The 26165-nt window shown below is 64.5% G+C and carries 22 protein-coding genes; 6 read left to right on the plus strand and 16 right to left on the minus strand.

From position 1 onward, the window contains the following. Positions 1-4 precede the first annotated feature (4 nt). A complete protein-coding gene (locus tag P5W98_RS30435) occupies positions 5-955 on the minus strand; it encodes a 4-hydroxyproline epimerase (RefSeq protein WP_421028164.1) in 951 nt (316 codons plus the stop codon). Between the two features lie 125 nt (positions 956-1080). Further along, complete coding sequence (locus tag P5W98_RS30440; protein WP_421028165.1) at positions 1081-2034, minus strand: DMT family transporter; 954 nt, start codon at positions 2032-2034, stop codon at positions 1081-1083. Between the two features lie 252 nt (positions 2035-2286). On the opposite strand from P5W98_RS30440, the gene P5W98_RS30445 reads away from it, so the two are divergent. After that, on the plus strand, positions 2287-2808 hold the full coding sequence (locus P5W98_RS30445; RefSeq protein WP_421028166.1) for a hypothetical protein: 522 nt from the start codon (positions 2287-2289) through the stop codon (positions 2806-2808). A 10-nt stretch (positions 2809-2818) separates the two neighbouring features. Here P5W98_RS30445 and P5W98_RS30450 read toward each other — a convergent pair whose 3' ends face one another. Beyond that, positions 2819-5089, minus strand: coding sequence for a TonB-dependent siderophore receptor (locus tag P5W98_RS30450; RefSeq protein ID WP_421028167.1), 2271 nt, complete (start codon positions 5087-5089; stop codon positions 2819-2821). A 283-nt stretch (positions 5090-5372) separates the two neighbouring features. On the opposite strand from P5W98_RS30450, the gene P5W98_RS30455 reads away from it, so the two are divergent. Next, on the plus strand, positions 5373-5921 hold the full coding sequence (locus P5W98_RS30455; protein WP_421028168.1) for a hypothetical protein: 549 nt from the start codon (positions 5373-5375) through the stop codon (positions 5919-5921). A gap of 109 nt (positions 5922-6030) precedes the next feature. Here the strand turns inward: P5W98_RS30455 and P5W98_RS30460 are convergent, their stop codons facing one another. Further along, complete coding sequence (locus tag P5W98_RS30460; protein WP_421028169.1) at positions 6031-7161, minus strand: MBL fold metallo-hydrolase; 1131 nt, start codon at positions 7159-7161, stop codon at positions 6031-6033. 151 nt (positions 7162-7312) lie between these two features. On the opposite strand from P5W98_RS30460, the gene P5W98_RS30465 reads away from it, so the two are divergent. Further along, positions 7313-8218 (plus strand): LysR family transcriptional regulator, encoded by a 906-nt coding sequence (locus P5W98_RS30465; protein ID WP_421028170.1) that lies wholly within the window; start codon positions 7313-7315, stop codon positions 8216-8218. A gap of 64 nt (positions 8219-8282) precedes the next feature. On the opposite strand, the gene P5W98_RS30470 is transcribed toward P5W98_RS30465, so the two are convergent. The 4 genes from P5W98_RS30470 to P5W98_RS30485 form a co-directional block, all read right to left on the minus strand. Continuing rightward, a complete protein-coding gene (locus tag P5W98_RS30470; protein ID WP_421028171.1) occupies positions 8283-9587 on the minus strand; it encodes an MFS transporter in 1305 nt (434 codons plus the stop codon). Between the two features lie 36 nt (positions 9588-9623). Continuing rightward, a complete protein-coding gene (locus P5W98_RS30475) occupies positions 9624-10832 on the minus strand; it encodes a CaiB/BaiF CoA transferase family protein (RefSeq protein ID WP_421028172.1) in 1209 nt (402 codons plus the stop codon). A 58-nt stretch (positions 10833-10890) separates the two neighbouring features. Beyond that, a complete protein-coding gene (locus tag P5W98_RS30480; protein ID WP_421028173.1) occupies positions 10891-12072 on the minus strand; it encodes an acetyl-CoA C-acyltransferase in 1182 nt (393 codons plus the stop codon). Positions 12073-12353: 281 nt separating this feature from the next. Further along, complete coding sequence (locus tag P5W98_RS30485; RefSeq protein WP_421028174.1) at positions 12354-13265, minus strand: LysR family transcriptional regulator; 912 nt, start codon at positions 13263-13265, stop codon at positions 12354-12356. A gap of 209 nt (positions 13266-13474) precedes the next feature. On the opposite strand from P5W98_RS30485, the gene P5W98_RS30490 reads away from it, so the two are divergent. Both P5W98_RS30490 and P5W98_RS30495 read left to right on the plus strand, forming a co-directional pair. Next, positions 13475-14317 carry a TauD/TfdA dioxygenase family protein gene (locus tag P5W98_RS30490; protein ID WP_421028175.1) on the plus strand — a complete coding sequence of 281 codons (843 nt, stop codon included), beginning with the start codon at positions 13475-13477 and terminating at the stop codon, positions 14315-14317. Positions 14318-14356: 39 nt separating this feature from the next. Next, positions 14357-15433, plus strand: a complete 1077-nt coding sequence (locus tag P5W98_RS30495) for an AraC family transcriptional regulator (RefSeq protein WP_421028176.1) — start codon at positions 14357-14359, stop codon at positions 15431-15433. A 29-nt stretch (positions 15434-15462) separates the two neighbouring features. Here P5W98_RS30495 and P5W98_RS30500 read toward each other — a convergent pair whose 3' ends face one another. From P5W98_RS30500 to P5W98_RS30515, 4 genes are all read right to left on the minus strand, one after another. Then, positions 15463-16521 carry a 3-keto-5-aminohexanoate cleavage protein gene (locus tag P5W98_RS30500; protein ID WP_421028177.1) on the minus strand — a complete coding sequence of 353 codons (1059 nt, stop codon included), beginning with the start codon at positions 16519-16521 and terminating at the stop codon, positions 15463-15465. Between the two features lie 230 nt (positions 16522-16751). Then, positions 16752-17990, minus strand: coding sequence for an alpha-hydroxy acid oxidase (locus tag P5W98_RS30505; RefSeq protein WP_421028178.1), 1239 nt, complete (start codon positions 17988-17990; stop codon positions 16752-16754). 120 nt (positions 17991-18110) lie between these two features. Beyond that, the gene (glaH, locus tag P5W98_RS30510) at positions 18111-19040 is read right to left on the minus strand and encodes a glutarate dioxygenase GlaH (RefSeq protein WP_421028179.1); all 930 of its coding nucleotides are present in this window, start codon (positions 19038-19040) and stop codon (positions 18111-18113) included. Between the two features lie 230 nt (positions 19041-19270). Then, entirely contained in the window at positions 19271-20329 is a 1059-nt protein-coding gene (locus tag P5W98_RS30515) for a 3-keto-5-aminohexanoate cleavage protein (protein WP_421028180.1), read from the minus strand. Positions 20330-20439: 110 nt separating this feature from the next. On the opposite strand from P5W98_RS30515, the gene P5W98_RS30520 reads away from it, so the two are divergent. Continuing rightward, on the plus strand, positions 20440-21444 hold the full coding sequence (locus P5W98_RS30520; protein WP_421028181.1) for an AraC family transcriptional regulator: 1005 nt from the start codon (positions 20440-20442) through the stop codon (positions 21442-21444). A 27-nt stretch (positions 21445-21471) separates the two neighbouring features. Here the strand turns inward: P5W98_RS30520 and P5W98_RS30525 are convergent, their stop codons facing one another. The 4 genes from P5W98_RS30525 to P5W98_RS30540 form a co-directional block, all read right to left on the minus strand. Next, complete coding sequence (locus P5W98_RS30525; protein ID WP_421028182.1) at positions 21472-22740, minus strand: MFS transporter; 1269 nt, start codon at positions 22738-22740, stop codon at positions 21472-21474. 26 nt (positions 22741-22766) lie between these two features. Next, positions 22767-23849 (minus strand): sugar phosphate isomerase/epimerase family protein, encoded by a 1083-nt coding sequence (locus P5W98_RS30530; RefSeq protein ID WP_421028183.1) that lies wholly within the window; start codon positions 23847-23849, stop codon positions 22767-22769. Positions 23850-23997: 148 nt separating this feature from the next. Next, positions 23998-25485, minus strand: coding sequence for a PLP-dependent aminotransferase family protein (locus tag P5W98_RS30535; RefSeq protein WP_421028184.1), 1488 nt, complete (start codon positions 25483-25485; stop codon positions 23998-24000). Beyond that, entirely contained in the window at positions 25482-26165 is a 684-nt protein-coding gene (locus P5W98_RS30540) for an HAD family hydrolase (RefSeq protein ID WP_421028185.1), read from the minus strand. The genes P5W98_RS30535 and P5W98_RS30540 overlap by 4 nt, the downstream gene beginning before the upstream one ends.

Below are 26165 nucleotides of genomic sequence, written 5' to 3' on the forward strand. Positions count from 1 at the left end.
TTCGTCACGCGCGAATGCCCCACGCGAAGGGATCGTCGTCGCCGAAAATCAGCCTGGCTTCCGCGCTGATGTGCGCCGTGCCGCGAATGCTCGGACGCACGTAGCCGGGCGCGAGATCCGCGGCGTTTTCGTACTGCGCCTCGAACACGCTGCCCACGATGCTCTCCTGGCGCCAGTGCGCGCCCGGCGCGAGCACGCCGTCGGCGGCGAGGCACGCAATCTTCGCGCTCGTGCCGGTGCCGCACGGCGAGCGGTCGTAGGCCTTGCCGGGGCACAGCACGAAATTGCGGCTATCGATGCCGGCCTGATCGGAGTGCGCGAACAGCTCGATGTGGTCGATCTGCGCGCCCCCCTCGCCCGTGATGCCATTGGCTTCGAGCGCCTGGCGGATGGCCCACGAGACTTCCGTGAGCGCTTCGACATTAGCGAACTCGAGTTGCTGGCCGTGATCGGAGACGAGGAAGAACCAGTTGCCGCCCCACGCGATGTCGCCATGGATGCGGCCGAGGCCGGGCACGTCGAGCGGCACGCCCTGGCGGTAGCGCCAGGCGGGCACATTGCGCACCGTCACGCTGCGATCCGTGTGCAATTCGGCCTCGACCACACCCACGGGCGTCTCGATGCGATGCACGCCCGGCGCGATGCGCCCCAGATGCGCCAGCGAAACGACCAGGCCAATCGTGCCGTGCCCGCACATGCCGAGAAAGCCCACGTTGTTGAAGAAGATCACGCCCGCCGAACAGCTGGGATCGTGCGGTTCGCAGAGCAGCGCACCGACCATCACGTCCGAGCCGCGCGGCTCATTGACGATGCCGGCGCGCATGTGGTCGAAGTCGCGGCGGAAAATTTCGAGCCGCTCCTTGAGCGGGCCGCGGCCCAGCTCGGGGCCGCCTTCGGTCACGAGCCGCGTAGGCTCGCCGCCGGTATGGGAGTCGATTACGGTGAGGGCTTTCATGGCGACAATCGTAGGTCTCGCCCGCGTGTCCGTCTTGCTCGAACGGCGCAATGGCAATGACGATTTCGGCATAGCGCACCTGACGCCCTGCCCAATACAGCCCGCGACGAGTCAGCCCGCGCCCCTCAAACCCCTGCGCCGCCCTGGGCGCGGGCGCCGCGTGCGAATAGCTGGCGCAGCCACGCCTCGCCGTTGACGATCAAAAGGCCCGTGAGCACGAGCGCCGAGCCCGCGAGAAACGCCGCATCCACATGCTCGCGCAGCAGCACCACACCCATCGCCACGCCGAACAGCGGCGTCATGAACGAGAGCACGCCAAGACGCGCCGCAAAATAGCGGCGCAGCAGCCAGAACCACGTCAGGTAGCTCACGAAGGCCACGGCGACGGCCTGGAACGCGAGGCTCGCGAGCGCGAGCGGCGCGCTATGAAGCGTGGTCTGGCCGGTGGCGAAGGCGACCGGCAACAGCAGGAAGGCGCACGCGAGCTGATAGAAGAGCGTCTGGGTGGGGGGCGCCTCGCTCAGGCGCGTGGTGCGCACGACGATCGTGGTCATGCCCCACGCCGCGCCGCCGCACAGCGCCATGAAGTCGCCGAGCAGCCAGTCGGGGCCTGCCGTCGCGTTTCTCGAGCCCCCGCCCAGCAGCGTTGGCCCGAGAAACGCGACGGCGATGCCCGCGAACGCAAGGCCGATGCCGCCCCATTGAAGACCGGCGAGGCGTTCATCGGGCAGCTTCAGATGCAGTCCGATCGCGGCGAACATGGGCGCGGTGTAGAGCAGCACGGCCACGTGCGAGGCGTGGGTCCAGCGCAGCGCCTCGGCAACGAACAGGAATTCGAGCGCGAACAGCATGCCCACCGCGAATCCCGAGCGCAGCGCGACGCCGGGCACCCAGCGCTCACGCGTCACGAAGCGGTTGTACAGCCACACGAGCACGGCAGCGATGCCCGAGCGCACGCTCACTTGCATCATGGGCGCGATGTCGCCGGCCACCGCCTTGATGGCCACCTGCTGAAAGCCCCAGACCAGGCACAGCGTCACCATGATGGCCATTGCCGTGCCATCCACATGCTTTCTCATTGCCGAACCGCCGAGTTTCGTTCTTGGTCGACGTAGTATTCCCGCGTCAGGATCAAGTCATATAGCGCAAAACTGACAACCGATAGCGGCAGACCGCCAGCGCCACAACTGTGCGCTTCCGCATACATTCGAACAGCATGGCGCGTCTGACTGACTAGAATGTTGGAGTAAAGCCAGGCGATAAAGACGGTCGGTCCGGACGCAACGATTCCGGTAGCGTGACGTTTTCATTCTTTCAAAGGAGGCATGTCCATGACGTGCCTGAACGAAAGGATTGTTGGCGCGGTGTGCCTCCTGCTGAGCGGGTACGCGCTCGCGGACGGCACGCTCGCCGGCCCGCCCGAGGAGATCACGGTCGCCAGCATCGCACCGTTGCCCATGGAAGTGATGACTTCCATCCCGGCGCCGCAGAGCTGGCTGCATCGCTACGAATTCCAGTATCAGGCAGAGCAGCGCGCGCCCTTCGACGCGCAGTTGCCGGACTTCTACAGCGTGAAGATCGACCATGATTTCCGGCTCGGCGGCGAGAGCGCCAGTCTGGCGCCAGGGGCGGCGCAGCCGCAGCAGTCATCCGCGTATCTCCAGATGGGCCGTTCGACCGCGCCCGCGCTCGCGCTCACCGAAGTCCCGAACGCCACGTTGTCGATCGGCGCGCAACCGCAGCGGCGGCTGTCGCTGACCGTCAACGACTGGGTGTTCTCGGGCACCGCGCGCCTCGCGATCCTGCATTCGCGCAGCACCGGCGCAACGCTGACGGTACGGCACGGTTTTTGAGTATGGGCGCTCAAAAATCGATCTTCGCGTTCAGGCTCACCGTGCGCGGGTCGCCCGGCGCAATGTAGTTGTCGTACTGGAACATCCAGTACCGCCGGTTCGTGAGGTTGTCGATGGCCGCGCGCAGCGTCACGTCGTGGCCGCCGATGCGCGTCATATAGTTCGCCCCAACGTCCACGATCATGTAGCCGCCCGTCTCCAGGTTGCCGGCCGGACGCACTTCCGTGTTGCCCGTGTACTTGGCGTCGGCGCCCAGGCGCAGGCCCGGCACGAATGGCACGTCGTAGCTCACGCGCGCCGCCGCGACGAACTGCGGTGCGCCGGCCACGCGATTGCCGTTGTACTGCTGCCCCTTCGCATACCACGTGTCGAGCAGCATGAGATCGCCCGCCACCTCCCAGCTACGACCGAGACGCACGCTGCCGCCCGCCTCGATGCCCTCGTAGATCGAATTGCCGTCCTGCGTGAGCACGTTCTGGGCGTTCGCGTAACTCGCGCCGCGCTCGATGCGGAACAACGCCGCGTTCGCGCTCCAGCGCGCATGCTCGCTCTTGATGCCCATCTCGTACTGGCGCGAGCGCAGCGGCTTCAGCACCGATCCGCCATTTGCATAGATATCCGAAACAACTTGCCCAGGCTCCAGCGATTCCACATAGCTCGCGTAGAGCGTGGTTTGCGGTTCAAGCTTGTACATGAGCGCGAAGGTCGGCGTAATCACGCCGTTCTGCCCATACGATGCAGTCGTCGCACCCGATTCGGCGAAGGACTCCTGATCGTAATTCGTGTAGCGCACGCCCGCGAGCAGCGACCAGCTGCGGGTCAGATCGACGGTGTCGCTTACGAACAGCGACTTCTGATTGATCTCGCTGGCGCGGTATCTTTGCAGGCCGCTGCCCGAGTAATAGCGGAACGGATTGGGCTCGTAGAGATTGCCCTCGCCGAGCGTCCGGATGACCGTGCCCGCCGCTGTGCCATAGTCGTTGGTCTGATGCTGGAGCGCCGCGCCCAACACCAGATGATGCGTGAGCGGCCCGGTCTTCACGTTGCCTTCGAACGCGCCCTGCCAGTAGATGTCCTGGTGGCCTTCGTCGCCGTTCCAGCGGCTATCGGTGTAGTTGCCCGCCTGGTCGAGCAGCGTGAGCGTGCTTTCGTTGCGGTCCCGCGCCGACTTGCTATAGCTCGCCGAGGTATTGAAGGTCCAGTCGGGTGCGATCTGGTATTTGATGCCGGCCGTGTAGAGCTGCAGGTTGGTGTTCAGATGCTGGTCAGTTCCCGCGAGCCAGTTGGTGCCGCCGCTGACGGTCGCGGGCAGGCTCGAAGCCGTGTAGCTGCCCGTGTAGATGGCCGGCGTCTGGCCGCTCGAACGGCTTTGCTGATAGATCGCGTTGAAATAGACCTGCAGGTCGCGCGTGAGCTGCCCGTCAAGAGCGAGCGCCAGCGAGTTGCGGTTGATGTCGCCTGCGTTGTAAGTCTTGCCCGCTTCGTGCGTGTAGTTGATGCGCGCGCCGAACCTGCCGTCGGGGCCGAAGCGGCGGCTCAAATCGACGTGCTGGGTAAGCACGCCGTCCATGCGATAGCCGAGGTCGAAGCTCGTGACCGGGTCCTGGCCCGGCCTCTTTGTGACGTAATTGACCATGCCGCCCGGCTGCGCAAAGCCGTACATGAAACCGCCGAGCCCCTTGAGCAGCTCGACGCGCTCGAGATTCTCGTAGGGCATGGTGATGCCGTACGAAATGAACGGATTGCCGTCGATGCGAAAGCCGTTCTGCCAGTCGATCGGCAGGCCGCGAATCGTGATGTAGGTGGCCCACGCACTATAGGCATTGCTGTTGTCGGTGACCGATGCATCGCCAGCGAACACGTCGCCGAGCTTGTTCGCCTGGCGGTCGGCGAGATCTTCGCCCGTGACCACCGTGGTCGAGAACGGGGTATCGAGCTGCGAGCGCGTGCCGAGCGCGCCATTCGACACCGGCGTGTCCAGATGCAGCGGCGAGTCGGCCACGGCGGCGGCGCTCACCTTCACGGCAGGCAGCGACTGTTCGGTGATGGACGGCGCGGCGCCTGCGGCTGCCCCATCGGGTGTCGCGACGCGTGGGGCGGCCCCATCAGGTATCGCGACGTTCGCGCCGCTTGCGGCATGCGGCCGCCCGGCGGCGCCCCCGTCCGCGGCGGATTGGGCGAAAGCGGACTGGGCCGCGGCGGCAAACGTCAGCCAGGCGGCAATCCGCACTGGGCGGTGGAGCCTGCGTCCCGTACGGCGCGTGGTTCGTTGGTTGTTCATATCGGCCAGAGTTGGAGAGCCTTCTGCGCCGGAATATTCCGAAACACAAATGCGACTCATTCTCATTACATATCGGCCGGGATATTAGCAAAGCCTTTTGTCTTTTGAAAGCCTCTGGTGGAAATTCGTCAGGATGCGCGACGCAGGTCGAGTGCGCGCTCGCGGAACCGGCGGTTTAATGCCCGTTTAAGACTGCGTCCGCATAGTTTTCGGCGACTCCCTTGGGGAGTTGCATGAGTCTTTCGTGTTGATTCGAGCACTATCGATCGAAGGAGGTACGAAAATGCGATTACGTTCGTATTTGGCGTTGGGAGCGCTGGCGCTCGCCCCGATGCTTGCTCAGGCCGGCGAGGGGGGCGCGTCGATGGACGGGCAGCACGCCGCGCGGCCGATGTTCGTCAACGTCAACGGCCAGGCGGTGCCGGTGAAGGCCGAAACCCACGTCGTCCAGACGGCCATGGGCCCGATGAAGGTCAGTACGTGGAGCTGGCGCAGCCCCGGCGGGAGCGCCAGCTACGAAATGCAGACGAGCACGGGCGGCGCGCCGTCCGCCGCCGCGCTGCGGCAGATGCAGGCCGCCCAAGCGCAAATGGTGGCGATGCAGCAGCAAATGATGGCCATGCAACAGCAAATGATGGTGCTCCAGCATGCCGCCTTCGCTGATGGATTCGCGATGCCGGCGCCACGGAACGTGGTTTTTGCGGTGCCGTTGTGGGCCATGCCGGACCCTGTGGTGATCGTGGAGCCGGCGCAGCGAGTGCCGGCGCCTGCTGTGGCGCCGCAGAATCCGCTGCCGACCGCGCCGGCAAGGTCGCCGGGGATCAGAGCGTAGGGAAGCGTTTTCGGCCACCTGTCTGCCAGGTCGTGTTTATGAAGCCGCCGGCGTTTGCCGGCGGCGTTGTTTCTCGCGGGAGAAAACTTGCGCGCCCCGCATAGCCCCCTCACGACCCCGCCCCGCTCTCTTCCCTGCACAACCGCCACCCACGCGCGCGCGCGCCCGTTGCCTGCGCCTCGCTCGCCGCTTCTCTCCACCAGCGCTCGCCGCGCCGCGGCTCCACGAGATCGAGCCGCTCGCCCATGCGCGGCGTGGCCAGCGCCACGCCGCGCGCGAGCGACAGGCCCGTCACGCGCTCGAAAGGCTCCTGCCAGTGATGCATCGCCAGATCGAAGGTGCCGTTGTGGATCGGCACGAGCCAGCGGCCGCGCAAGTCGAGGTGCGCCTGCACCGTTTCCTCGGGCTGCATATGCACATGGGGCCACTGCGCATCGTAAGCGCCGGTCTCGATCAGCGTGACGTCGAACGGCCCGAGGCGCTCGCCAATCTCGCGAAAGCCGTCGAAGTAACCCGTATCGCCGCTGAAGAACACCCGCAGATCGGCATCGGCGATCACCCACGAGGCCCATAGCGTGCTATCGCCGTCGAACAGGCTGCGCCCGGAGAAGTGCTGCGCGGGCGTGGCCGTGAATGTGATGCCCATCACTTCCGCGCTTTGCCACCAGTCGAGTTGGCGCACCTTGGCCGCGTCGATACCCCACTCGATCAGCCGCTCGCCCACGCCCAGCGGCGTGAGAAACAGGCCCGTGCGAGCGTCCAGCGCGAGCACGGTCTCGCGGTCGAGGTGGTCGTAATGATCGTGCGAAAGAATCACGCCGCGCAGCGGCGGCAAATCGGCAAGCGCAATGGGCGGCGCGTGGAAGCGCTTCGGGCCCATGCGCTTGAACGGCGAGGCGCGCTCGCCGAACACCGGGTCGGTGAGCCAGTATTCGCCGCGCAACTTCAAAAGCAGCGTCGAATGGCCGAGCCGGTACAGGCTGCGCTCGGGCGCGGCATCGAGATCCGCCCGGCTCAGCGCGTCGACGGGCAGCACGCCAGCCGGCCCCGTGCCCCGCGGCTTCCTGAACAACACGTTCCACGCGATGCGAAGCGTCTTCGCAAAGCCTTCCTGCGGACGCGGGCGCACGTTGCGAAAGCGCGTGCCGTCGTGCTGCGGCGAGCCGTCCGAGACGACGCGCGAGCGCCGCGCCGCAGCGAGTCCGAAGGTTCGGCCAAGGAAATCAGGGATCGATGCCATGGAGTGTTTCCGCAAAGTAGACTCATCAGTGTAGTTTATTTTCTGGATAAGTAAACTGCACGGTGTAAAAGAGGTTGCCTGCGTCAGGCCAGCGAATTTTTGATAGCATCGGGATAGCGGTTACAGACCTTTAAACACCTTTCCCGATTAAATGATCGACGCTCGCCAGCTCAGATACTTCACCGCCGTGGTCGAGGAATTGCATTTCGCGCGCGCGGCGGATCGCCTCGACATCGCGCAATCGGCGCTGAGCGCCCAGATTCAGCGTCTTGAGCAAGACCTCGGCGTGCGCCTGCTGAACCGCAACAAGCGCCAGCCCGTCACGCTCACCGATGCCGGGCGGCTGTTCCATGCCGAAGCCGTGGCGGCCTTACGGCATATCGAACGCGCCGATCAGATCGGCCGACTGGCGGCCCGCGGCCTGGCCGGCATCGTGCGGATCGGCTACGTGGCGTCGGGCGTGTCCAGCGGCGCGCTCTCCGCGATGCTGCGCGACTTCCGTCTATCGCATCCGAACGTGCGCGTCGACGTCGTGCCCATGGAAACGCCGCGCCAGTTCGAAGCGCTCGATGGCGGCGAAATCGATATCGGCATCGCGCGGCCGAGGCGCCAATATCCGCCCGGCATCGTGGCCACGATCGTCCATACCGAGCGCCTCATGGTTGCGATGGCCGACACGCACCCGCTGGCGACGCGCCGCAAGCTGATGGCGCGCGACCTGAAGGACCAGAGCTTCATTTCGCCTCAATTCGACGAGGACGAAGGATTCGGCGAGGTGCTGTCCGCATTGGGCGCCGCCGGCGGTTTCTCGGCTTTTCTCGACTATCGCGTGCGCGACTTCATCTCCGGGCTCAGCCTCGCGTCGGCCGGCTATGGCGTCGCCGTGGTGCCCGAATCGATGTCCCATTTCACGCAGCCGGGCCTCTGCTACAAGCCCATTGCCGATTTCGAACATCCCGTTCACCTCGCGCTGGCGAGCCGGCGGCGGGAACTCTCCCCCGCCGTGCGCGCGTTCGTCAGCGCATCGCTCGCGCGCCCAGGCGACGAGCCAGCCTGAGCGCGCGCCGCGTTACGGCAGCAGCACCGCCGATCCGATGGTCTTGCGCGGTTCGGCGCAGATTTCAATGCGCATCGACACGCGCGAGATCGCGCGCATAGCTGCGTTTGCCGATGAAAAATGCCGTGGCCGAAATCACGCTGACGAACGGCATGTACTGCAAGGCGCCATGCAAGCCGATGCGGTCCGCGAAGAAGCCGGTGAAGTACGGCCCCGGCGCGGTGCCGAGCAGGTTGTAGGTGATTGCCAGCAGCGCGAAAGCCGATGCGTGAATGGCGCGCGGCGTGAGATTCGCCACCATGGCGCCACCCGGGCCATTGGTTCCCGACGTGATGAACATCGCCACGCCGATCAGCACGAGTTGCAGTGCGCCCGGCGCGAGACGGAACGCAATTGCGAGCAGCGCGAACACCGTGAGGCAATAGAGGAACGCCGCGTCCCACTTGCGCGCCGGCCGCGTTTTGCTGATCCGGTCGGCGATCAGGCCGCATGCGATCATGCCGACGCCCGAGAGCATCACGAACCCGGCTGCCGTCAGCGCGGCCCGGCCCGTTGCCATCCCGTAGTAGCGGTTCAGATAGCTCGGCATCCACGCCCATAGCGACGCCGTGCAGAACAACTGCAAGCCGCTGCCTAGATACGCGCAAACGAGCGAGCGTGACGATGCAATGCCGCCGATCAGGCTGCGCAACGTCGCCCGCGCGCCCAATGCCGCCGGTGCGCCACCTGGGTTCCCCGACTGGTAGCGCGATACCCGCCCTTCGGTCACGACGGCGCGGAACACGATCACCAGCACCATGCCGAAGATCCCCATCGAGGCAAACGACCACGGCCATCCCAGATGGGCCGCGATCGCGCCACCGCACGCGAGCCCCAGCACCGAGCCGAACGACGCGCCCGCCGTGAAGGCCGCGAAGAGAACGGCGCGCATGGAGACGGGAAAGACGCTCAAGAGGAGCGCGGGCGCCACCGCACCGTAAGCCGCCTCGCCGATGCCGACCAGCGCGCGCGCAGCGAGCATTTCGCCATAGTTCGTGGAGACGGCGCAGCCCAGCGTGGCGAGGCTCCACAGGGCCGCCATGATGAAGATGCTCTTGACATGCCCCCAGCGCGCGGCCAGCAGTGAAAGCGGCAGCGTGAGCGTGCCCACCAGCAGCGCCACCACGCTGTTGAGCGAGCCGAGCTGCGTGTCCGACAACTGCCACGCCGCCTTGATCAGCGGGAACACGGCCGTGAGCACCTGCCTCGACATGTAGTCGGACATCACCAGGCCCAGGGTCAGCGCAAACACGACCCACGGATACAGCGGCTGCTTTGCTCGTCCGGCAGCGGCGATCTTCTGCCCGGCCTCCATGTCCTGCATCTTCATTAGCGCTCCTTTCTTTTTGGTCTTTGGCTCGCTTCGTCAAACCACACCAGCGGCCTTCAATTGCCCGATCCGCTCATCGGAGATCCCGAGCAGCGCATGCAGCACGTCTGCCGTGCCTTCGCCGAGCTGCGGCGGCGCGCGCCGCACCGGAGGACGCGCGCCGTCGAGGCGATACGGCGGCGCCAGCACGCTCGCGCGGCCGCCCTCCGGGTGGTCGTGCGTCGCCACGAGCCCGGCGTCGGTCGCCCGCTTCGACGTCAGCGCCTCATGCACGCCCAGCACTTCGCCGCACGGAATGCCGGCCCCTCTCAGGCGCTCCAGCAAATCCTGGCGCTTGCGCCGGCCCAGTTCGCGATCGATTTCCGGCAGCAGTGCCGCGCGGTGCTCGGCCCGGCCGAGATTGGTCCTGAAGCGCTCGTCGTCGACGAGATCGGGGCGCTCGATCACCTCGCGGCAGAAGCGCTCGTACTGCCCGTTATTGCCGACCGTGATGACGAGCGGCCCGTCTTCCGCCTCGAACACGCCATACGGCACGATAGACGGATGGGCGTTGCCGACGCGCAGCGGGTCTTCGCCCTTCATCAGCGCTTCGAGGCCGTAGTACGAGGTAATCATCAGGCCGCAATCGAACAGCGCCATCTCGATGTGGCGCCCCTTGCCGGTGCGCTGGCGCTCGAACAGCGCCGCGAGGATGGCCTGGGCCGAGTACATGCCGGTGAAGAGATCGACCGCCGCCACGCCGAACTTCAGCGGCGGCTGGCTGGCTTCGCCGTTCAGCGCCATCAGTCCGGCCTCGCCCTGCACCACGAGGTCGTAGCCGGGCCGCGTGGCTTCCGGGCCCGTGCGGTCGTAGCCGGAGATCGAGCAGTAGATCAGGTCCTCGCGCACCTGTTTCAGCTGCTCATAGCCGAGCCCCATCTTTTCCACGCCGCCGAACTTGAAGTTCTGGATCACGACGTCGCTTTGGCGCGCGAGATCGCGCACGATCTGCTGGCCTTCGGTCGTCTGCAAGTCGACCGTCACCGAGCGCTTGTTGCGGTTCGCGCTGTTGAAATAGGACGTCTGGGTCGAACCGACCCGCAGCCCCCAGTCGCGCGTGTCGTCGCCGCGACGCGGATGTTCGATCTTGATGACTTCGGCACCGAGATCGCCCAGCACCGTCGCGCACCAGGGACCCGCCAGCACGCGGGAAAGATCGAGAACGCGCACGCCCGCAAGCGGCAGCGATGAATTCAGATTCGACATGGCAAGTCCGGAGAGTCAGGGTTCAGGGCAGCAGCAGCGCGCACCGTGCGAGCGTCTTTCAGTAGATTTCGAACAGGGCCGCGGCGCCCATTCCGCCGGAGATGCACATCGTGACGACCGCGTACTTCACGCCCCGGCGACGTCCTTCGAGCAGCACATGCCCCGCGAGACGCGCGCCAGTCATACCGAACGGATGACCGACGGCAATCGCTCCACCGTTCACGTTCAAGCGTTCGTCCGGAATGCCCAGGCGCTGCTGGCAGTAGATCGCCTGCGAGGCGAAAGCCTCGTTGATTTCCCAGAGGCCGATGTCGTCCATCGCGAGGCCATGGCGCGCGAGCAGCTTGGGCACCGCGAACACGGGGCCAATGCCCATCTCGTCGGGCTCGCAGCCGGCCATCGCGAGGCCGCGGAACGCGCCGAGCGGCGCGACGTTGCGGCGCTCGGCTTCCTTCGCTTCCATCATGACGCATGCCGAAGCACCGTCCGAAAGCTGCGATGCATTGCCCGCCGTGACGAACTTCTCCGGCCCCTTGACGGGCGCCAGCTTCGCGAGCGCATCGTACGTCGTGCCCCGGCGATTGCAGGTATCGACATCGATCGTCACCTCGCGCTGGCTCACTTCGCCGGTTTGCTTGTCCGTGACGGCCATCGTCGTGATGACCGGCACGATCTCCTCCGCAAAGCGGCCCGCGCGTTGTGCGGCTTCGGTCTTGTGCTGGCTCGCCACCGAAAAGCGGTCCTGCGCTTCCCGGCTGATCCCATAGCGCTGCGCGACGATATCGGCGGTGTCGATCATTTCCATGTAGAGCGCCGGCTTGTGCTCGACGAGCCACGGGTCCAGGTCGCTCGCGCGATGCAGGTCGCGGCGGATGCCCGAGATGCTTTCGACGCCGCCCGCGATCATGGCCGGCGCGCCATCGACGACGATGCGGCCCGCGGCAATCGCCACCGCCTGCAGACCCGATGCGCAAAAGCGGTTGACGGTCGTGCCGGCAATCGAAAGCGGCAAGCCGGCCCGCACCACGGCCTGACGCGCGACGTTGCGGCCGGTGATGCCTTCGGGATAGCCGCAGCCGAGGACGGCGTCCTCGATCGATTCCGGATCGATGCCGGAGCGCTCCACGGCGGCGCGCACGGCGAACGACGCGAGCGCCGGGCCGGGCGTGATGTTGAATTCGCCGCGGTGCGCCTTGGTCAGCGGCGTGCGTGCAGTGGAGACAATGACGGCTTCGCGCATGAGCAGGAATCCTGAGTAAAAATTGAAATGGGCAAATCAGGCGGAGTGAGCACAGCCCACGCTCGGCGGCGGCGGCCGCCGCGACTACGAAGCAGCGTTTCTGAATACGCGGCGCATCGTCTCGTCTCCATGTACTGATCGATCTTTCAGCACATTGTCGAGCGACGGTTATAGCTTGACAATCACAGTGCCGATTGACGGACTGTTAACAGAGAATTGACAGCGAGAGAATCGACAGCGAGACGCCACGGAGGACAAGGACGCGGCACCGGCCCCACTGGTCATTTCCAGCTTTGGGCAAGCTCGAGAATCTGGTCGTGCAGGAAGTCGATCAGCGCTTGCGTCGCGGGCGACGGATAGCGGTTGGGCAACGTGACGATGTACAGCGTGCTTTGCCGACCCACGACGCGATAGGACTGCAGAACCGGCAGCAAATCCCGGTTCGCCTGCAGGTGGATCACATAGTCCGGCAGCACGCCGATCCCCATGCCCTCGCGCACCGCCTCCGCAAGGAACGGATAATCGGTTGATTCCAGCGCGGGCGGGACGGTAATCGTGTGGGTGTCCGCGGCATTCTCGCGGTGCAGGAGTTCGATCGGCACGCGCCGGCCGCCATAGGGCGCGCAGATGAGCGCGTGCTGTTCGAGGTCGGCCGGGCACTCGATCGGACCCTGCTCGCGCAGATAATCGGCCGACGCGCACAGGCTCCATTCAAACGAGCAGATCTTGCGCGCGACGCAATCGAGCGGCGGCGTCGAGGTAATCCTGAGCGCGACATCCACTTCTGCCGCAATCAGGTCCTCGATCCAGTTGTTGAACGTGACCGTCAGCGCAATGCCCGAGTTCGCACGCGCGAATTCGAGCAGCTTCGCGCCGGCGAACAGCCTGCCGAAGCCGGTTGGCACGCTGATACGCACCCGGCCGCGCAGCGTCTTGCCGAGGCTGTCGATCGACGCGCGGGCCGTGCCCAGTTCTTCCACGATGCGCCGGCCGCTGTCGTACAACGTGCTTCCCGCCTGCGTCAGTTCAAAGCTGCGCGTCGAGCGGCGCAGCAGTTGGGCGCCGGTTTCGCGCTCCAGCAATTTCAGCCGCTGGCTCACGTTCGCACGCGTCATGCCGAGCTTTCGCGCCGCGGCGCTGAGGCTGCGCGCTTCCACGATTTCGACGAACAGGCCGATCAGGTTCAGGTCCATGGCTGGATTTCGGGCTTTCTCATGCGGATTCCAGCGCGACATCTTACGCGCCTGGCCCGCCAGCATGGCCGGGCTGTGCGCGACGCCCACGCGGTGTGCGCGTTTGTCAAATTGTGGCGCGTTCGGTCAAGCGCGCCATTGGCATCGCGCCCACAATCGCAAGCAGATGCGAGCCCAATTTCAATATCCATGTCTACGGAGACGTCACCATGCAGATCAAACCCCTCACCTGTTCGATTGGCGCCGAACTCCGGGATGTGAGTATCGCCGACGTGGCGAAAGACGATGCCCTGTTTGCCGACATCAAGGCATTGCTGTTGAAGCACCGGGTGCTGTTTTTCCGCGACCAGGACATTACGCGCGCCGACCATGTCGCGTTCGCGAGCCGCTTCGGCGATCTGGAAGACCATCCGGTTGCCAACACGGTGCCGGGCTACCCGGGCCTGATCGAGATCTACAAGAGCGAGAAGCGGGACCACTTCGAGAACACCTACCACAGCGATGCGTCGTGGCGGGCCAAGCCGCCCAAGGGCGCGGTGCTGCGCTGCATTTCGTGCCCGGAAGTGGGCGGCGACACCATCTGGGTGAATATGGTGGAGGCGTACAAGAATCTGCCCAACGACATCAAGGCAAAGATCGAAAGCTTGCGCGCCAAGCACGGGATCGAGCATTCGTTCGGCGCGGTCATGACCGCCGAGGAGCGCGAAGAGCTGGTGCGCAAGTACCCGCTGGTCGATCACCCAGTGGTGCGCACGCACCCGGAAACGGACGAAAAAATCCTTTATGTGGGCCCGTTCTCGACTCACTTTATTAATTACCATACGCCCGGGAACGTGCGTTTCGGGCAGGACAAGACGCCGGGCGCGAGCCTGCTGCTGAACTACCTGATCAGCCAGGCGGCCATTCCCGAGTACCAGGTGCGCTTCAAATGGGAACCGGGCAGCGTCGCGATCTGGGACAACATCGCAACACAGCACTACGCGGTGAGCGACTACTGGCCTGCGCCGCGCCGGATGGAACGCGCGACCATCATGGGCGACCGGCCGTTCTGATAGCCTTTCGCGTGGCACCCCGCCACGCGGATCCCCTTCATGCAACACGTCGACAAGCTGATACGCAGCGCCAGCCTGAACGGCTACATCGAACTGGTGGAGTCGCTCGGGCGCGATCCGTATGCGTTCCTGCGCGCAGCGGGCATCTCGGCGCGCGTGCTCGACAACCCCGAGGCGCTGATCCCCAGCCACGCCGTGCGCGAACTGCTGGAGGTCGCCGCACGCGAGACCGGCGTCGAGGATTTCGCGCTGCGGCTCGCGGCGCGGCGCTCGCTCTCCAACCTCGGCCCGATCTGGCTCGTGCTCAAGGACGAGCCCACCCCGCGGCAGGCGCTCGATACCTTGTGCCGCTACGAAAAGCTGCTGAGCGCCGCGCTGGTCACGCGCATCGAAGAGGCCGGCCAGTCCGTGGTGATCCGCGAAGCGCTGCTGCCGAGACCCGGACTCTCCACGCGCCAGGCAATGGAGCTCGCGGTGGCCGTGAAACTGCGCATTCTGCGCGAACTGATCGGCCCGCAGTGGCGTCCTCAGCAGGTTTGCTTCACACATCGCCCGCCGGCCGACATGACGCCCTACCGGGTCTTCTTCGGCCGCAATCCTCAGTTCAATCAGCCGTTCAACGGTCTCGTATGCGCGGCGGCCGACCTGTCGATGCCGCGCATGCGCGAGGACCCGGGAGCCGCGCACTTCGCTCGAGACTATCTGGAAACGGCGCTGCGGCGCCGTGGCGAGGGCATGCGCGAAGCCTGCCGGGAAATGATCCTGGCGTTGCTCCCGGGCGGACGATGCACGGCGCAACTGGTGGCGCGGCATCTGCACGTGGACCGCCGCACGCTGCACCGCCACCTCGGCGACGAAGGGCTGACGTTCTCGGCGATGCTCAACCAGATGCGCGAGGAACTGGCGGTGCGCCACTTGCTCGAGAGTGACCTGCCGGTCGGCGAGGTCGCGGTGCTGCTGGGCTTTTCCGCACACAGCAGTTTCAGCCACTGGTTCCGCGCCGCGTTCGGCTGCAGCGTCTCGCAGTGGCGCAAGCAAGCGGACCTTCAAGCGGATAACCCGGCAGACAAGCAATCGGATAATCAATCGGCCAGCCGGAACGCACCGGCCGATTGACTGGCTCTGCCAAACCCGCACCGCGGCGATCAGGCGGTCTTGCGCAGGAAGCCCTGGTTGCCGCCGTTGCGGTTAGGCGCAAAGCCGTTTTCGTGCAGCGATTCCTCCACCGTGTCGTAGAACACGCCGATCTTGCTGATCTCGCGCGCCTCTTTTGCGGTGGCAATGGGACGGCCGAACTCGCGCGAGATGCGCACGAGCTGTTCGATCTGCTTCACGGTGCTCTGCTTCTCGGTGCGCGACTGGTTCCACAGGCAGTCTTCCGTGCCGCAGCGCACGTGCAGGCCCATCGCGATGCCCATCATGTTGACCGGCAACACGTTGCGCACGTTGCTCTCCACCGTCACCACCGCGCCATCGGGCACTGCGCGGATAAAGTTGGCGAGGCTGTAGACGTTCGGCGTATCCATGCCGCCCGCGATGGCCACCCAGTTCATCACCAGCGGCCCTTTGTAGAAGCCGCGGCGCATCAGCCGCTCCACCGACTCGAAGCTGTTGAGGTTGTAGCACTGGAACGCGCTCTGGATGCCGCTCGCGCTCAGGCGGCGCACATGCTCCTCCACCCAGCCCGGCTGCGCGGGAACCGTCATTTCCTTGTAGGCGTTGAAGAGCGTCGGGTTCTCGCGCGAAGTGCCCCGGAAGTCGGCGTCCTCGGCCTGATCGGTGACGTTCATCTGCGAGGTGTTGACCGTCACCGTGACCTGGTCGGGCGCCGGATCGAGCTCGGCCAGCATGTGGCGGGTGTCGTCGGAGAGCCACTTGGCGGCCTGCCCTTCGTTTTCGGGGGCGAACGAGATCGAGCCGCCCACCTGGATGATCATTTCCGGCACCGCCTTGCGCACTCCGGCGATCAGTTCATTGAACTTCGACAGACGCTTGCTGCCCTTGCCGTCCAGTTCGCGCACGTGCAGGTGCAGCACCGTCGCGCCCGCGTTGTAGCAGTCCACCGCCTTCTGGATCTGTTCCTCCATCGTGACCGGAATGTCCTCCGGAAAGTCGCTGGGCAACCAGCCCGGCGCATAAGGCGCGGCCGTAATGATCAGGGGTTGCTGGTTCTCGGGGAACAGATGGCCGTCGAGGAAATTCATGATGCGTCTCCAGAGGAAATGGCTGCTGCTGGCTCGAGCAGGAGCGGTCGTCGACGAGGCCGGAGCGCGGTCTTGAGCAGCGCGTCCGGCTTCGATTCATGACGACAAGTATCTGGGGCGGCTACCTTTCCCGCTTGCTTATCTGGGACAATCAATTGCTTTGTTGGGACACGGTCCACGGGGTTTACTGGATGCCACAGTCCCACGAATTCCGCTTGCCAGCAACATCCTCACGCAAGCACGTCGCTCGTAACCTCCTCGACTGAACGCGCCCCCAGCATCGCCATGTTCCTGTCCACCTCGTCGCGCAGGAGCCCAATCGCGTGCCGCACGCCCGCCTCGCCGCCCACCGCCGCCGCATACATGAACGGGCGCCCGACGAACACGAACCGCGCGCCAAGCGCGAGCGCCTTCAGCACATCCGCGCCACGCCGGACTCCGCTGTCCATCATCACGGCCAGATCGTCGCCGACGGCCTCGCAAATCTCCGGCAGCACCTGCAAGGGCTCGACCGCGCCATCGAGCTGACGTCCGCCATGGTTCGAGACGATGATGCCGTCCGCGCCGATGGACGCCGCGCGTCGCGCGTCGTCGGCGTGCAGGATGCCCTTGATCACGAGGTTGCCGCTCCAGCGCGCGCGGATCCGGGCGATGTCCTCCCATGACAGATGATCGCGGCCCGTGGTGTCGCGAATCGCCGACGCGGACAGCATTGGCGCGCCGCGCGTCGCGAACGAGTTTTCGAAGTGAGGCATGCCATGCTGGATCAAGGTCCGCAGGAACGTGCCGCAGAGCCACCGGGGCCGCGCGAGGCCGTCCATCGCGAGACGCAGCGACGGACGCAGCGGCAGCGAAAATCCGGTGCGAACGTTGTTCTCGCGGTTCGCCCACACAGGGATGTCGACCGTGACGACGAGCGTCGCGAAGCCCGCGGCCTGGACGCGCTCGATCAGCGCGTCGCGGCGCGCGGCGTCGCCGGGGAGATAGGCCTGGAACCAGGTGCCCGGCGCGGCGGCATGGGCGGTCTCCATCGGGATCAGCGAGGTGCCGCTCATGATCGCGGGAATCTGCTCGCCCTGCGCGGCCTGGGCCAGCGCGATATCGCCGCGATATGCGGAAATCGCGCTGATGCCAACCGGTGCAATTCCGAACGGCGACGCGTAGGTGCGGCCGAAGATCGTGGCGGCCTGCGACCGGCGCGCGACGTCCACCAGCACCTTCGGCCGGAATTTCAGGCGCTCGAATGCGCTGCGGTTCGCGGCGAGCGACAGCTCGTCCTCGGCGGCGCCGGAAATGTAGCCGTACAGCGGGCGCGGCAGAAACCCCCGCGCCGCCGCCTCGAAGTCGGCCAATGAAAGGATCTTGCGAAGCCGCGCCGGAACGTCGTGCTTCACGCCATACGCGGCCTGGCTCTTCTGCGCGGCACGCGGAAGCGGCTGGACGTCCGCGGCGCCGAGGTGATCTTCCATCTGTCTCTCCACAATCTGCTTCTTCAAACGCTTCAAAAGAACGCTTCAAAAGAACACTTCAAACGGCTCGACGCCCGGTCCGGCCGGGCAAGCGTCCTGCCGGACCCGGCGCACGCTGCATCACTGCGCGAACGTGCCCCGCTGTCGCATCAGTTCGCGAAAGAGCGCCTCGTTCTTTTCGAACGGCGCGCGGCCGTGGACATAGAAATAGTTGTTCAGGACAACCAGGTCCCCTGCCGGCAGGACGACTTCCTTCGTGCCCCGCGAAGCTTCCATCGATGCCGAAAGGTCATGCAGATAAGCGGCCTCTTCCCGGTTCGCAGGCTGCACGAACTGGTCGATGAACGACAGCGACAAACCGAATTCGCTCTGGAAAAATACCGGGCGCTCGACCCGCTCGCTCACGTTCTTGGAGCCGGGCGCTTTGTAAAGGAACGGCCGTGTCGCGAGCTTGTGGTTCACGAAGCGCTCGCACTCGTCCCAGTCATCGAGGTGCAGGAAACGCGACTCGCCACCGATCGCGTTCTGCTCGGCGAACTTCATCATCAGCAGCCAGTCGGTGGCTTCGGTGACGAACGTGCCGTCGGTGTGCATCGTGAACAGACGATAGGCCTGGCGCAGGTACGAGTCGCTGTCGTCGGTATGCCCGACCACGAAGCGCGCGTAATAGGTGCCCGACATGGAGTCGTGATTGCTCGGCCCGAGGAGATGGCCGATGGCCGTGCCAAACTTGACGTAGTCCGAACTATCTTGCGACAGTCCCTGAAGACCGATCGTGAAACCGCCATGGTTGCGGTCCTTGACGAGGTCGACCAGGGTGCGCGCGAACGCGTTGCCGAGCCGCTTGATCAGCAGGTCGGTCAGGTGGTAGCGCATGAACGGCACATACTCGAGATTCTGGATATCGATCTCGCGGACGTCTTCCAGGAACTGTTCGAGCGCGTCGCGCTCGGCGCTCACGTGAATGATCCGGTGATGGTGCGGATGTGGCGACAGACGAAACGACGACGGATGCGAGGTGGCAAGCGAGTCGGCAAGCATGAGTTCCATGGAGTTCTCCGTTGAGACGAATGACTCCATTTGAGCGCGCTTTTTTGATATCAACCAGCGTCTAAATATGAATATTTATTCGCAAATCAAGATTAAAAATGGTCGCTTCTCTGTGTACGCGGCCGGGCGCGGCTTCTCCGTCCTCGAGGAGAGCCACGCGAAGGCGACGCTCAGTGAGCAGCGCGCTCACGCGCTGCACCGCGCGGGCGCGGCATGCCGGGCGTCCGCAATCAGGCGATCTTGCGCAGATGGCCTTGCTGTCTGCCGGCGCGGTTCGGTGCGAAGCCGTTGGCCTCCAGGGTTTCTTCCACCGTGTCGTAGAACACGCCGATCCGGGAGATCTCGCGGGCCTCTTTGGCCGTGGCGATCGGCCGGCCGAACTCGTGCGAAATGCGCACCAGCTGCTCGATCTGCGCGGGCGTGCCGATCTTGGCCGTGCGCGACTGATTCCACAGATTGTCCTCGGTGCCCGTGCGCACGTGCAGGCCCATCGCGATGCCCATCATGTTCACCGGCAGCACATTGAGTACGGAGCTTTCCACCGTCACCACCGCGCCATCGGGCACCGCACGCATGAAATTGGCCAGGCTGTAGATGTTGGGCGCATCCATGCCGCCGCCGATCGCGACCCAGTTCATCACCAGCGGCCCCTTGTAGATGCCGCGGCGCATCAGTCGCTCCACCGATTCGAAGCTGTTGATGTTGTAGCACTGGAACGCGCTTTGAATGCCGGCGGCCGAAAGGCGCCGGATATGCTCCTCGGCCCAGCCGGGCTGCGCAGGCACCGTCATTTCCTTGTAGGCATTGAACACCGCCGGGTCTTCCATTGAGGTCCCCTGGATGTCACGCGCATCGAATTGCTCCAGGATGTTCATCTGCGAGGTGTTGATCGTCACCGTCACCTGGTCGGGCTTGGGATCCAGCTCGGCCAGCATGTGGCGCGTGTCGTCCGAAAGCCACTTGGCGGCCGCGCCCTCGGTTTCCGGCGCGAAACTGATGGAGCCGCCCACCTGGATGATCATCTCCGGCACGCGCGCGCGCACGCCGGCAATCAGCTCGTTGAACTTCGACAGACGCTTGCTGCCCTTGCCGTCCAGCTCGCGCACGTGCAGATGCAGCACCGTCGCGCCGGCGTTGTAGCAGTCCACTGCCTTCTGGATCTGCTCCTCCATCGTGACGGGAATTTCCTCAGGGAAGTCCGAGGGCAGCCACGACGGCGCATAGGGCGCGGCTGTAATGATCAGCGGCTGCTGGTTTTCGGGAAACAGGTGTCCGTCGAGGAAATTCATGGCGTGCCTCCTGGATAAGCATCTAATGGATAGTGAGTAGAAGGATATCGCCCTCAAATCGACGATGATGTATTATTTGGGACATTCGATGTCGAAATTGGGACACCGCCATGCAACGATTCATGCTGACGATCCGCAGCGCCAGCCTCACCGGCTATACCGATCTCGCCCGCCATGTGGGGCTGGATCCCGCACGCATGCTGCGCAAGGTCGGCTTGAATGCCCGCGATCTCGTGAATCCCGATACGCCCATCAGCACCAATGCGGTCCGCGAGCTGCTGGAAATCAGCGCCGCAGCCGCGAGCGTGGAAGATTTCGGCTTGCAACTGGCCATGCGCCGCCGGCTGTCCAACCTGGGACCGATCAGCGCGGTCATGAGCGAAGCGCCCACGGTGCGGGATGCGCTCGAGAGCCTGTGCCGTTACATGCGCCTGATTAATGCGTCGCTGCTGACCCGCATTGAAGAACATGGCGATGCCGTCTTGATTCGCGAAAACATTCTGGTGAGCGACAAGAATTCGGTGCGGCAGTCCATCGAGATGGCGGTCGGCGTGCTTTATCGGAGCATGGAGGAACTGCTCGGGTCGAACTGGCGGCCGCGCAGCGTCTGCTTCGAGCACCGTCCACCGGATGGCGCGACATGCCATAAGACCTTCTTCAGATCGGCAGTCGAATTCAATTCGAGTTTCAACGGCATCGTGTGCCACGCAAAAGATCTGGCCGCCTATCGGCCCGGCGGCGATTCGCAGATGGCGCTCTATGCCCGGCGCTTTCTGGATCAGGCGCTGTCGGGCGCCAACGAAAGCGCCACGCATACCATTCGTCAGGTGATCGTTGCGATGTTGCCCAACGGCCGATGCACGGCCGACCAGGTGGCGAGGCATCTCGGCGTGGACCGTCGGACTCTGCATCGGCGCCTGGCCGCCGAGGAGACGAGCTTTTCGTCGCTGCTTCAGGTCGTTCGCTGCGAACTCGCCTCGCGGCAGATCCGCGATAGCGACCGCTCGCTCGCGGAACTCGCGGATCTGCTCGGTTTTTCCAGTTCGAGCGCGTTTGCTTTCTGGTTCAGAAAGCACTTCGGCATGACGGTTTCGAACTGGAGGGAGGCCAGATAGGTTGGGAAGGCGCGTGCGCCGCTCTCGCTACGCGGCCGTTGCGGGGCGCGGAACCCGGCCCGTGCGCGTGGCACGCGCCAGCACATTGGCCACGACGATGCCGATCAGCGCCATCGCGGCCATCGAAGCAAACACATAGTGATAGCCCGTCACCCCAGGATACGCATCCAGCAGCGCGCCGTAGATCATGAACGCAAACATCCCCGGCGCATAGCCGATGAGGCAGGCTACACCGAAGGCGGCACCGCTGATTTCATTGGGAATCCCGGCCTCCTCCATCGGCGCCCAGAACACGCCGCGCATCGTGAAGACGATCAGTGAAAATCCCAGCGTGGCAATCATCCCGGCGATCATGTAATCGGGTTTTCCGGGCAGACACAAAATCACTGCCATCATCGGGATCAGCGCAAAAAATGCTGCACGGATGTAGCTGATCGCGCTGCCGAATTTCTTGTCGGAGAGATAGCCGCCCAGCGGGCCGCCCACGATCTTCAAGCCATACTGATTGATAATGCCGTAGGCGCCGACGAGGCCGACCGGCAAACCGTACACGTACTTGAGGTACGGAATGAAATAGGTCAATCCGCAATACACCACGTACACCATAAAGACGTTCAGGCTGACGAGCCACAGTTTCGGCAGACGTATCGCCATTTTCAACGCCGCCAGCCCCGATGCTTGCGAAGCATTGCGTTCCGAGGGCGCGTGCTTGTCGGCTCCGCTGAGCAGGAAGAACGTCAGCACGCCAACCAGGATGTCGATCACCGAATACATCAAGATCGCCGCCTTGAACCCGCCTGGGCCCGAACCCATCACGACAAACAGTCCGAGCGCGGAAAATGCCACCAGCGTATCGATCACTCCGCGGCCGCCTTCGAGGAAGCCGAACATGCGTCCTTGTTCATCGCTGTTGCCGAGATTGCGAATCGCCTTGAGCAGCGCGGGCCAAAACAGGCAGTCGGAGCAGACCGCCAGCGCCGCGAACAGGACCAGCAACTGGTTGTAGCCCGGAAACGTGCTCAGATAAATGCCGATGACGCCCGCACCGGCCATCCCCAACGAAATGGTCCGACGCGCCTGGAATCGATCGGACAAGTAGCCCCCAAGCACGAACAGCGCGGTCGCAAACAACGAGTTGACGCTCAACAGCACGCCGATCTGCGCGTTGGTCAATCCCAGGTACTGCTGCATTGGCACATAAAACGCATCCTTGAGGTTCGCCAGCTTGTAGACTGTCCCGCCGCCCATCACAAGCACTACGAACTTAATCCATTTCATCCTGTCAATCGACTTCATTGTCTTCTCCATGTGTTCGTTCTATATCAGCAGCCGGATGCCGTCCCGGCCATCTGCAAGCGCAATTCGGCGAGCTCGCGCAAACGCAGCAGCAGCGCCCGCACGTAGCGAATCTGATTGAAGGCCCAGCGCGGCTCCTGCTCGAGCAGCGCCTCCTTGCTGAGGCCGCCGGGAATGCCCGTTTCGCTCATTTCCCGGTACGGTATGAACGGATCGTCTGCTTCGCTCTTCTGGCGAAACATCGGTGCGTAATAGTGATTTTCCTGTTCGAGCGCGAAGGCGACGATTTGCGGCTTCGATTCGCCAAGCATCAGCAATTCGTACAGCATCCGCGCGCCGGGAAGATCATCGTCCGCGCCGCCCTGCAACACGCCGCGATGGCCGAAGCCGTCGCCCTCCTGCAGAATCCGCACGCCCTTCATGTGAACCTGGCCGATGTATGGCGCCAGTTGGCGCAACGCGCTCATCGGCGATTCGCATGCGTTGATCATGTTGCCGAAATCGAATAGTGCATGCAGGCGCGGGTGCGCCACCGTGCGCAACAGATCAACGATCTCTGCGCTCTTCAGTTCTTCGTGCTGCTCGAAATAAAAATGCAGACTGTGGCGGTCGGCGAGCTCCGCGAGGTAGCGCAGGTCGGCTTCCACGCGCTTCATCACCTCGGACAGCAAGCCCTCGTAACGCGAATACACGCGAATGTGTTCGACCGCCATGATCCGCGCGATGCGCACGACTTCGTCGACGTCCGGACGCTGGGTGCTACTGATCTCGAGATGCACGTCCAGGCCGAGCCGGCTCGCGTGAGCCGCCACCGCGCGCAATTGCGAATCGGACATTCGCCCGAGGCAGCGCTCCTCGCCGTCGAGCAAATGAATGCAGATGCCGTCCAGCTCGTGTCGGTAGGCGTGATCCAGCAGATCGCAAGGATGAAAGCGGCCGTAGGTGAAATTGCCCAGCATGGTGTATGCGTGCGCGAACAGGCGCACGCTGTCGATACGCTCGATCAGCTTGCGCGCCAGCGCCGGGGTGAGCTCGGGAATCCGCGCGGATTCTTCGGCATCGAGGTTCTGGCCGATCAGCGTCGCGAATCGGGACTGGATGAGTGGCATTCGAACTCCTCTTTAGGAAGGATGCACAAGCGGGGCGCATCCAGAATGCCGTCATTAAATCATCGCAGCGGACCGATCGTTATAGCCATTAAATGGCGTTGCGGTATGTCCATTTTGAGCCGCTGCGCATCGCCGCGGGGCACCACTGTTACGCCAGGCCCAGTTGCTTCAACGCCTCGGCCATGTGCGCCACCGCCCGTCGCATATTGGCTTCGGCCGTGACCGCAAAACCGATGAGCAATGCGGGGCGCTGTGTCTGCTGCAGACAGTATTCCCCGAGTGCATACGTGTAGACGCCGCGTTGCGCGAGCGCACGGGCAACGTGCTGATCGTCGACGTCCGCGTTCAGCCAGCCGAGCACATGCATGCCGGCATCGACCGGCGCGGCGCTCAGGCAATGCCCGAGCTGGCTCCCGAGCTCCGTCAGCAGCGCATGTTGCCGCCTTTGATACAGCCCGCGCGTGTGCCGGATATGCGTCTGCAGATGGCCTTCGCGGATGAAATCGGCCGCAACCGCCTGCATGAGCGTGGACGGGCTGCGCCCGATCACCGTGCACACCGCGGCAAACGGGGCGACGAGATCTTTCGGCAACACGACATAGCCGAGCCGCAGCGAAGGAAACATCACCTTGCTGAGCGTCCCGACATAAATGACATGCTCGTTCCGGTCGAGGCCGAACAGGGTCGGCAGGAGCGGCCCGCGGTAACGTAGTTCGCTGTCGCAATCATCCTCGATGATCCAGCTCTGCGAATCGCGTGCCCAGTCGATCCACTCCATGCGTCGCCCCAAGCTCATTGTCATGCCGACCGGATGCTGTCGCGACGGCGTGACGAACGCCAGACGCGCGCGGGAGTGGCGCGCGATGCCAAACGACACGTCGGCGCCCTGGTCGTCGAGCGCGACGCCGCACAGCCGGCAGCCTTGCGCCTGAAACGCGAGGCGGGCCGCAATATGGCCGGGATCCTCGACCCATACCGCGTCGTCCGGATCGAGCAGCAACATGGCGAGCACGTTGAACGCCTGCTGGGCGCCCGACGAAATGGCGATCTGATCGACCTCGCAGTCCAGCCCGCGGACATCGTTCAGGTAATCGGCAATCGCTTCGCGCAACGGCCGGTAACCGAGCGGATCGCCGTAGCCTAGCAAATCGATGTCGCGCCGCGAGCCGTGGCGCGACAGGAGGCGCTTCCACACCCGCACGGGAAATTCTTCGAACGCACCCTGGCTGGAGATGAACGATTCCGATTCGTCCGTCGACCACGACCGCGGCGCCCGGCTGAACAGGTCGCCTCGCGCAGAGATGGTCGCGGCGCCCCGCGCGGAAAGATGCGGCCGTTCGGGCGACAGTGGCGGCCGGTGCTGCGCGCACCACTCGTCGGCCACATAGGTGCCGGCGCCTATGCGCGAGGTCAAAAACCCTTCCGCGCCCAATTGCTCGAACGCGTTGACGATCGTGATGCGAGACACGCCGAGTTCGCGAATCAATGTGCGCGTGGAAGGCAAGCGCGTACCGCCGGTCAGCCGGCCACTCAGGACCTGCCTGCGAATCTGCAGATAGAGCTGCCGATGCAGTGGAACGTCGCTCGTGCGGTCCAGCGCAATGTCGGCCAGCAATACCCCTCCCGACACTTTCACTTTTCGACCTCGACCCATTGCCTGCCGGCCGGCGGCCAGTGCAGCACGCGCCAGCCGCGCTCCACGGCGATTGCGCGCAACGTCGCATCCGGATTCACCGCGTGGCCATGATCGACCGCCGCGAGCATCGACACATCGTTGAACGAATCGCTATAGCCGTAACTCCCGTCGAGACTTTCGCCCTCGGCGTTCAGCCAGGCGCGCAACCGGGACACCTTGCCTTCGCGATAGCTGAGCTCGCCATAGGTATCGCCGGTGTAGCGCCCGTTTCGCGTTTCCACGAGAATCCCGATCGAGTCTTTCACGCCGAGACGATTCGCGATCGCGCTGACGAGATGCTCACCCGTCGCCGACACGATGAGCAGCCGGTCCCGCCGTGCGCGATGCCATTCGAGCTGACGCAATGCTTCCGGAAAGATACGGGGCAAAACGACGCTTTCGACGAACTCCGCCATCCAGGCCGCAACGACTTCTTGCATCAGCCCGCGCATCGGAGCCAGCGCGAAACGCACGTACTCGCGCATGTCGACACGGCCTTCGCGATAGGCCTGCAACAGCGCCTCCTCGCGCGGCAACATCTCGCGCGGAGCGCGGCCTCGCTCCACGAGATAGTGCAGCCACAGGTTCGCGCTGTCGCCGTCGACGAGCGTGTCGTCCATGTCGAAAATGCCGAGCGCCAT

The sequence above is a fragment of the Paraburkholderia sp. A1BS-2L genome, from assembly GCF_051125205.1.
Taxonomy (GTDB): domain Bacteria; phylum Pseudomonadota; class Gammaproteobacteria; order Burkholderiales; family Burkholderiaceae; genus Paraburkholderia.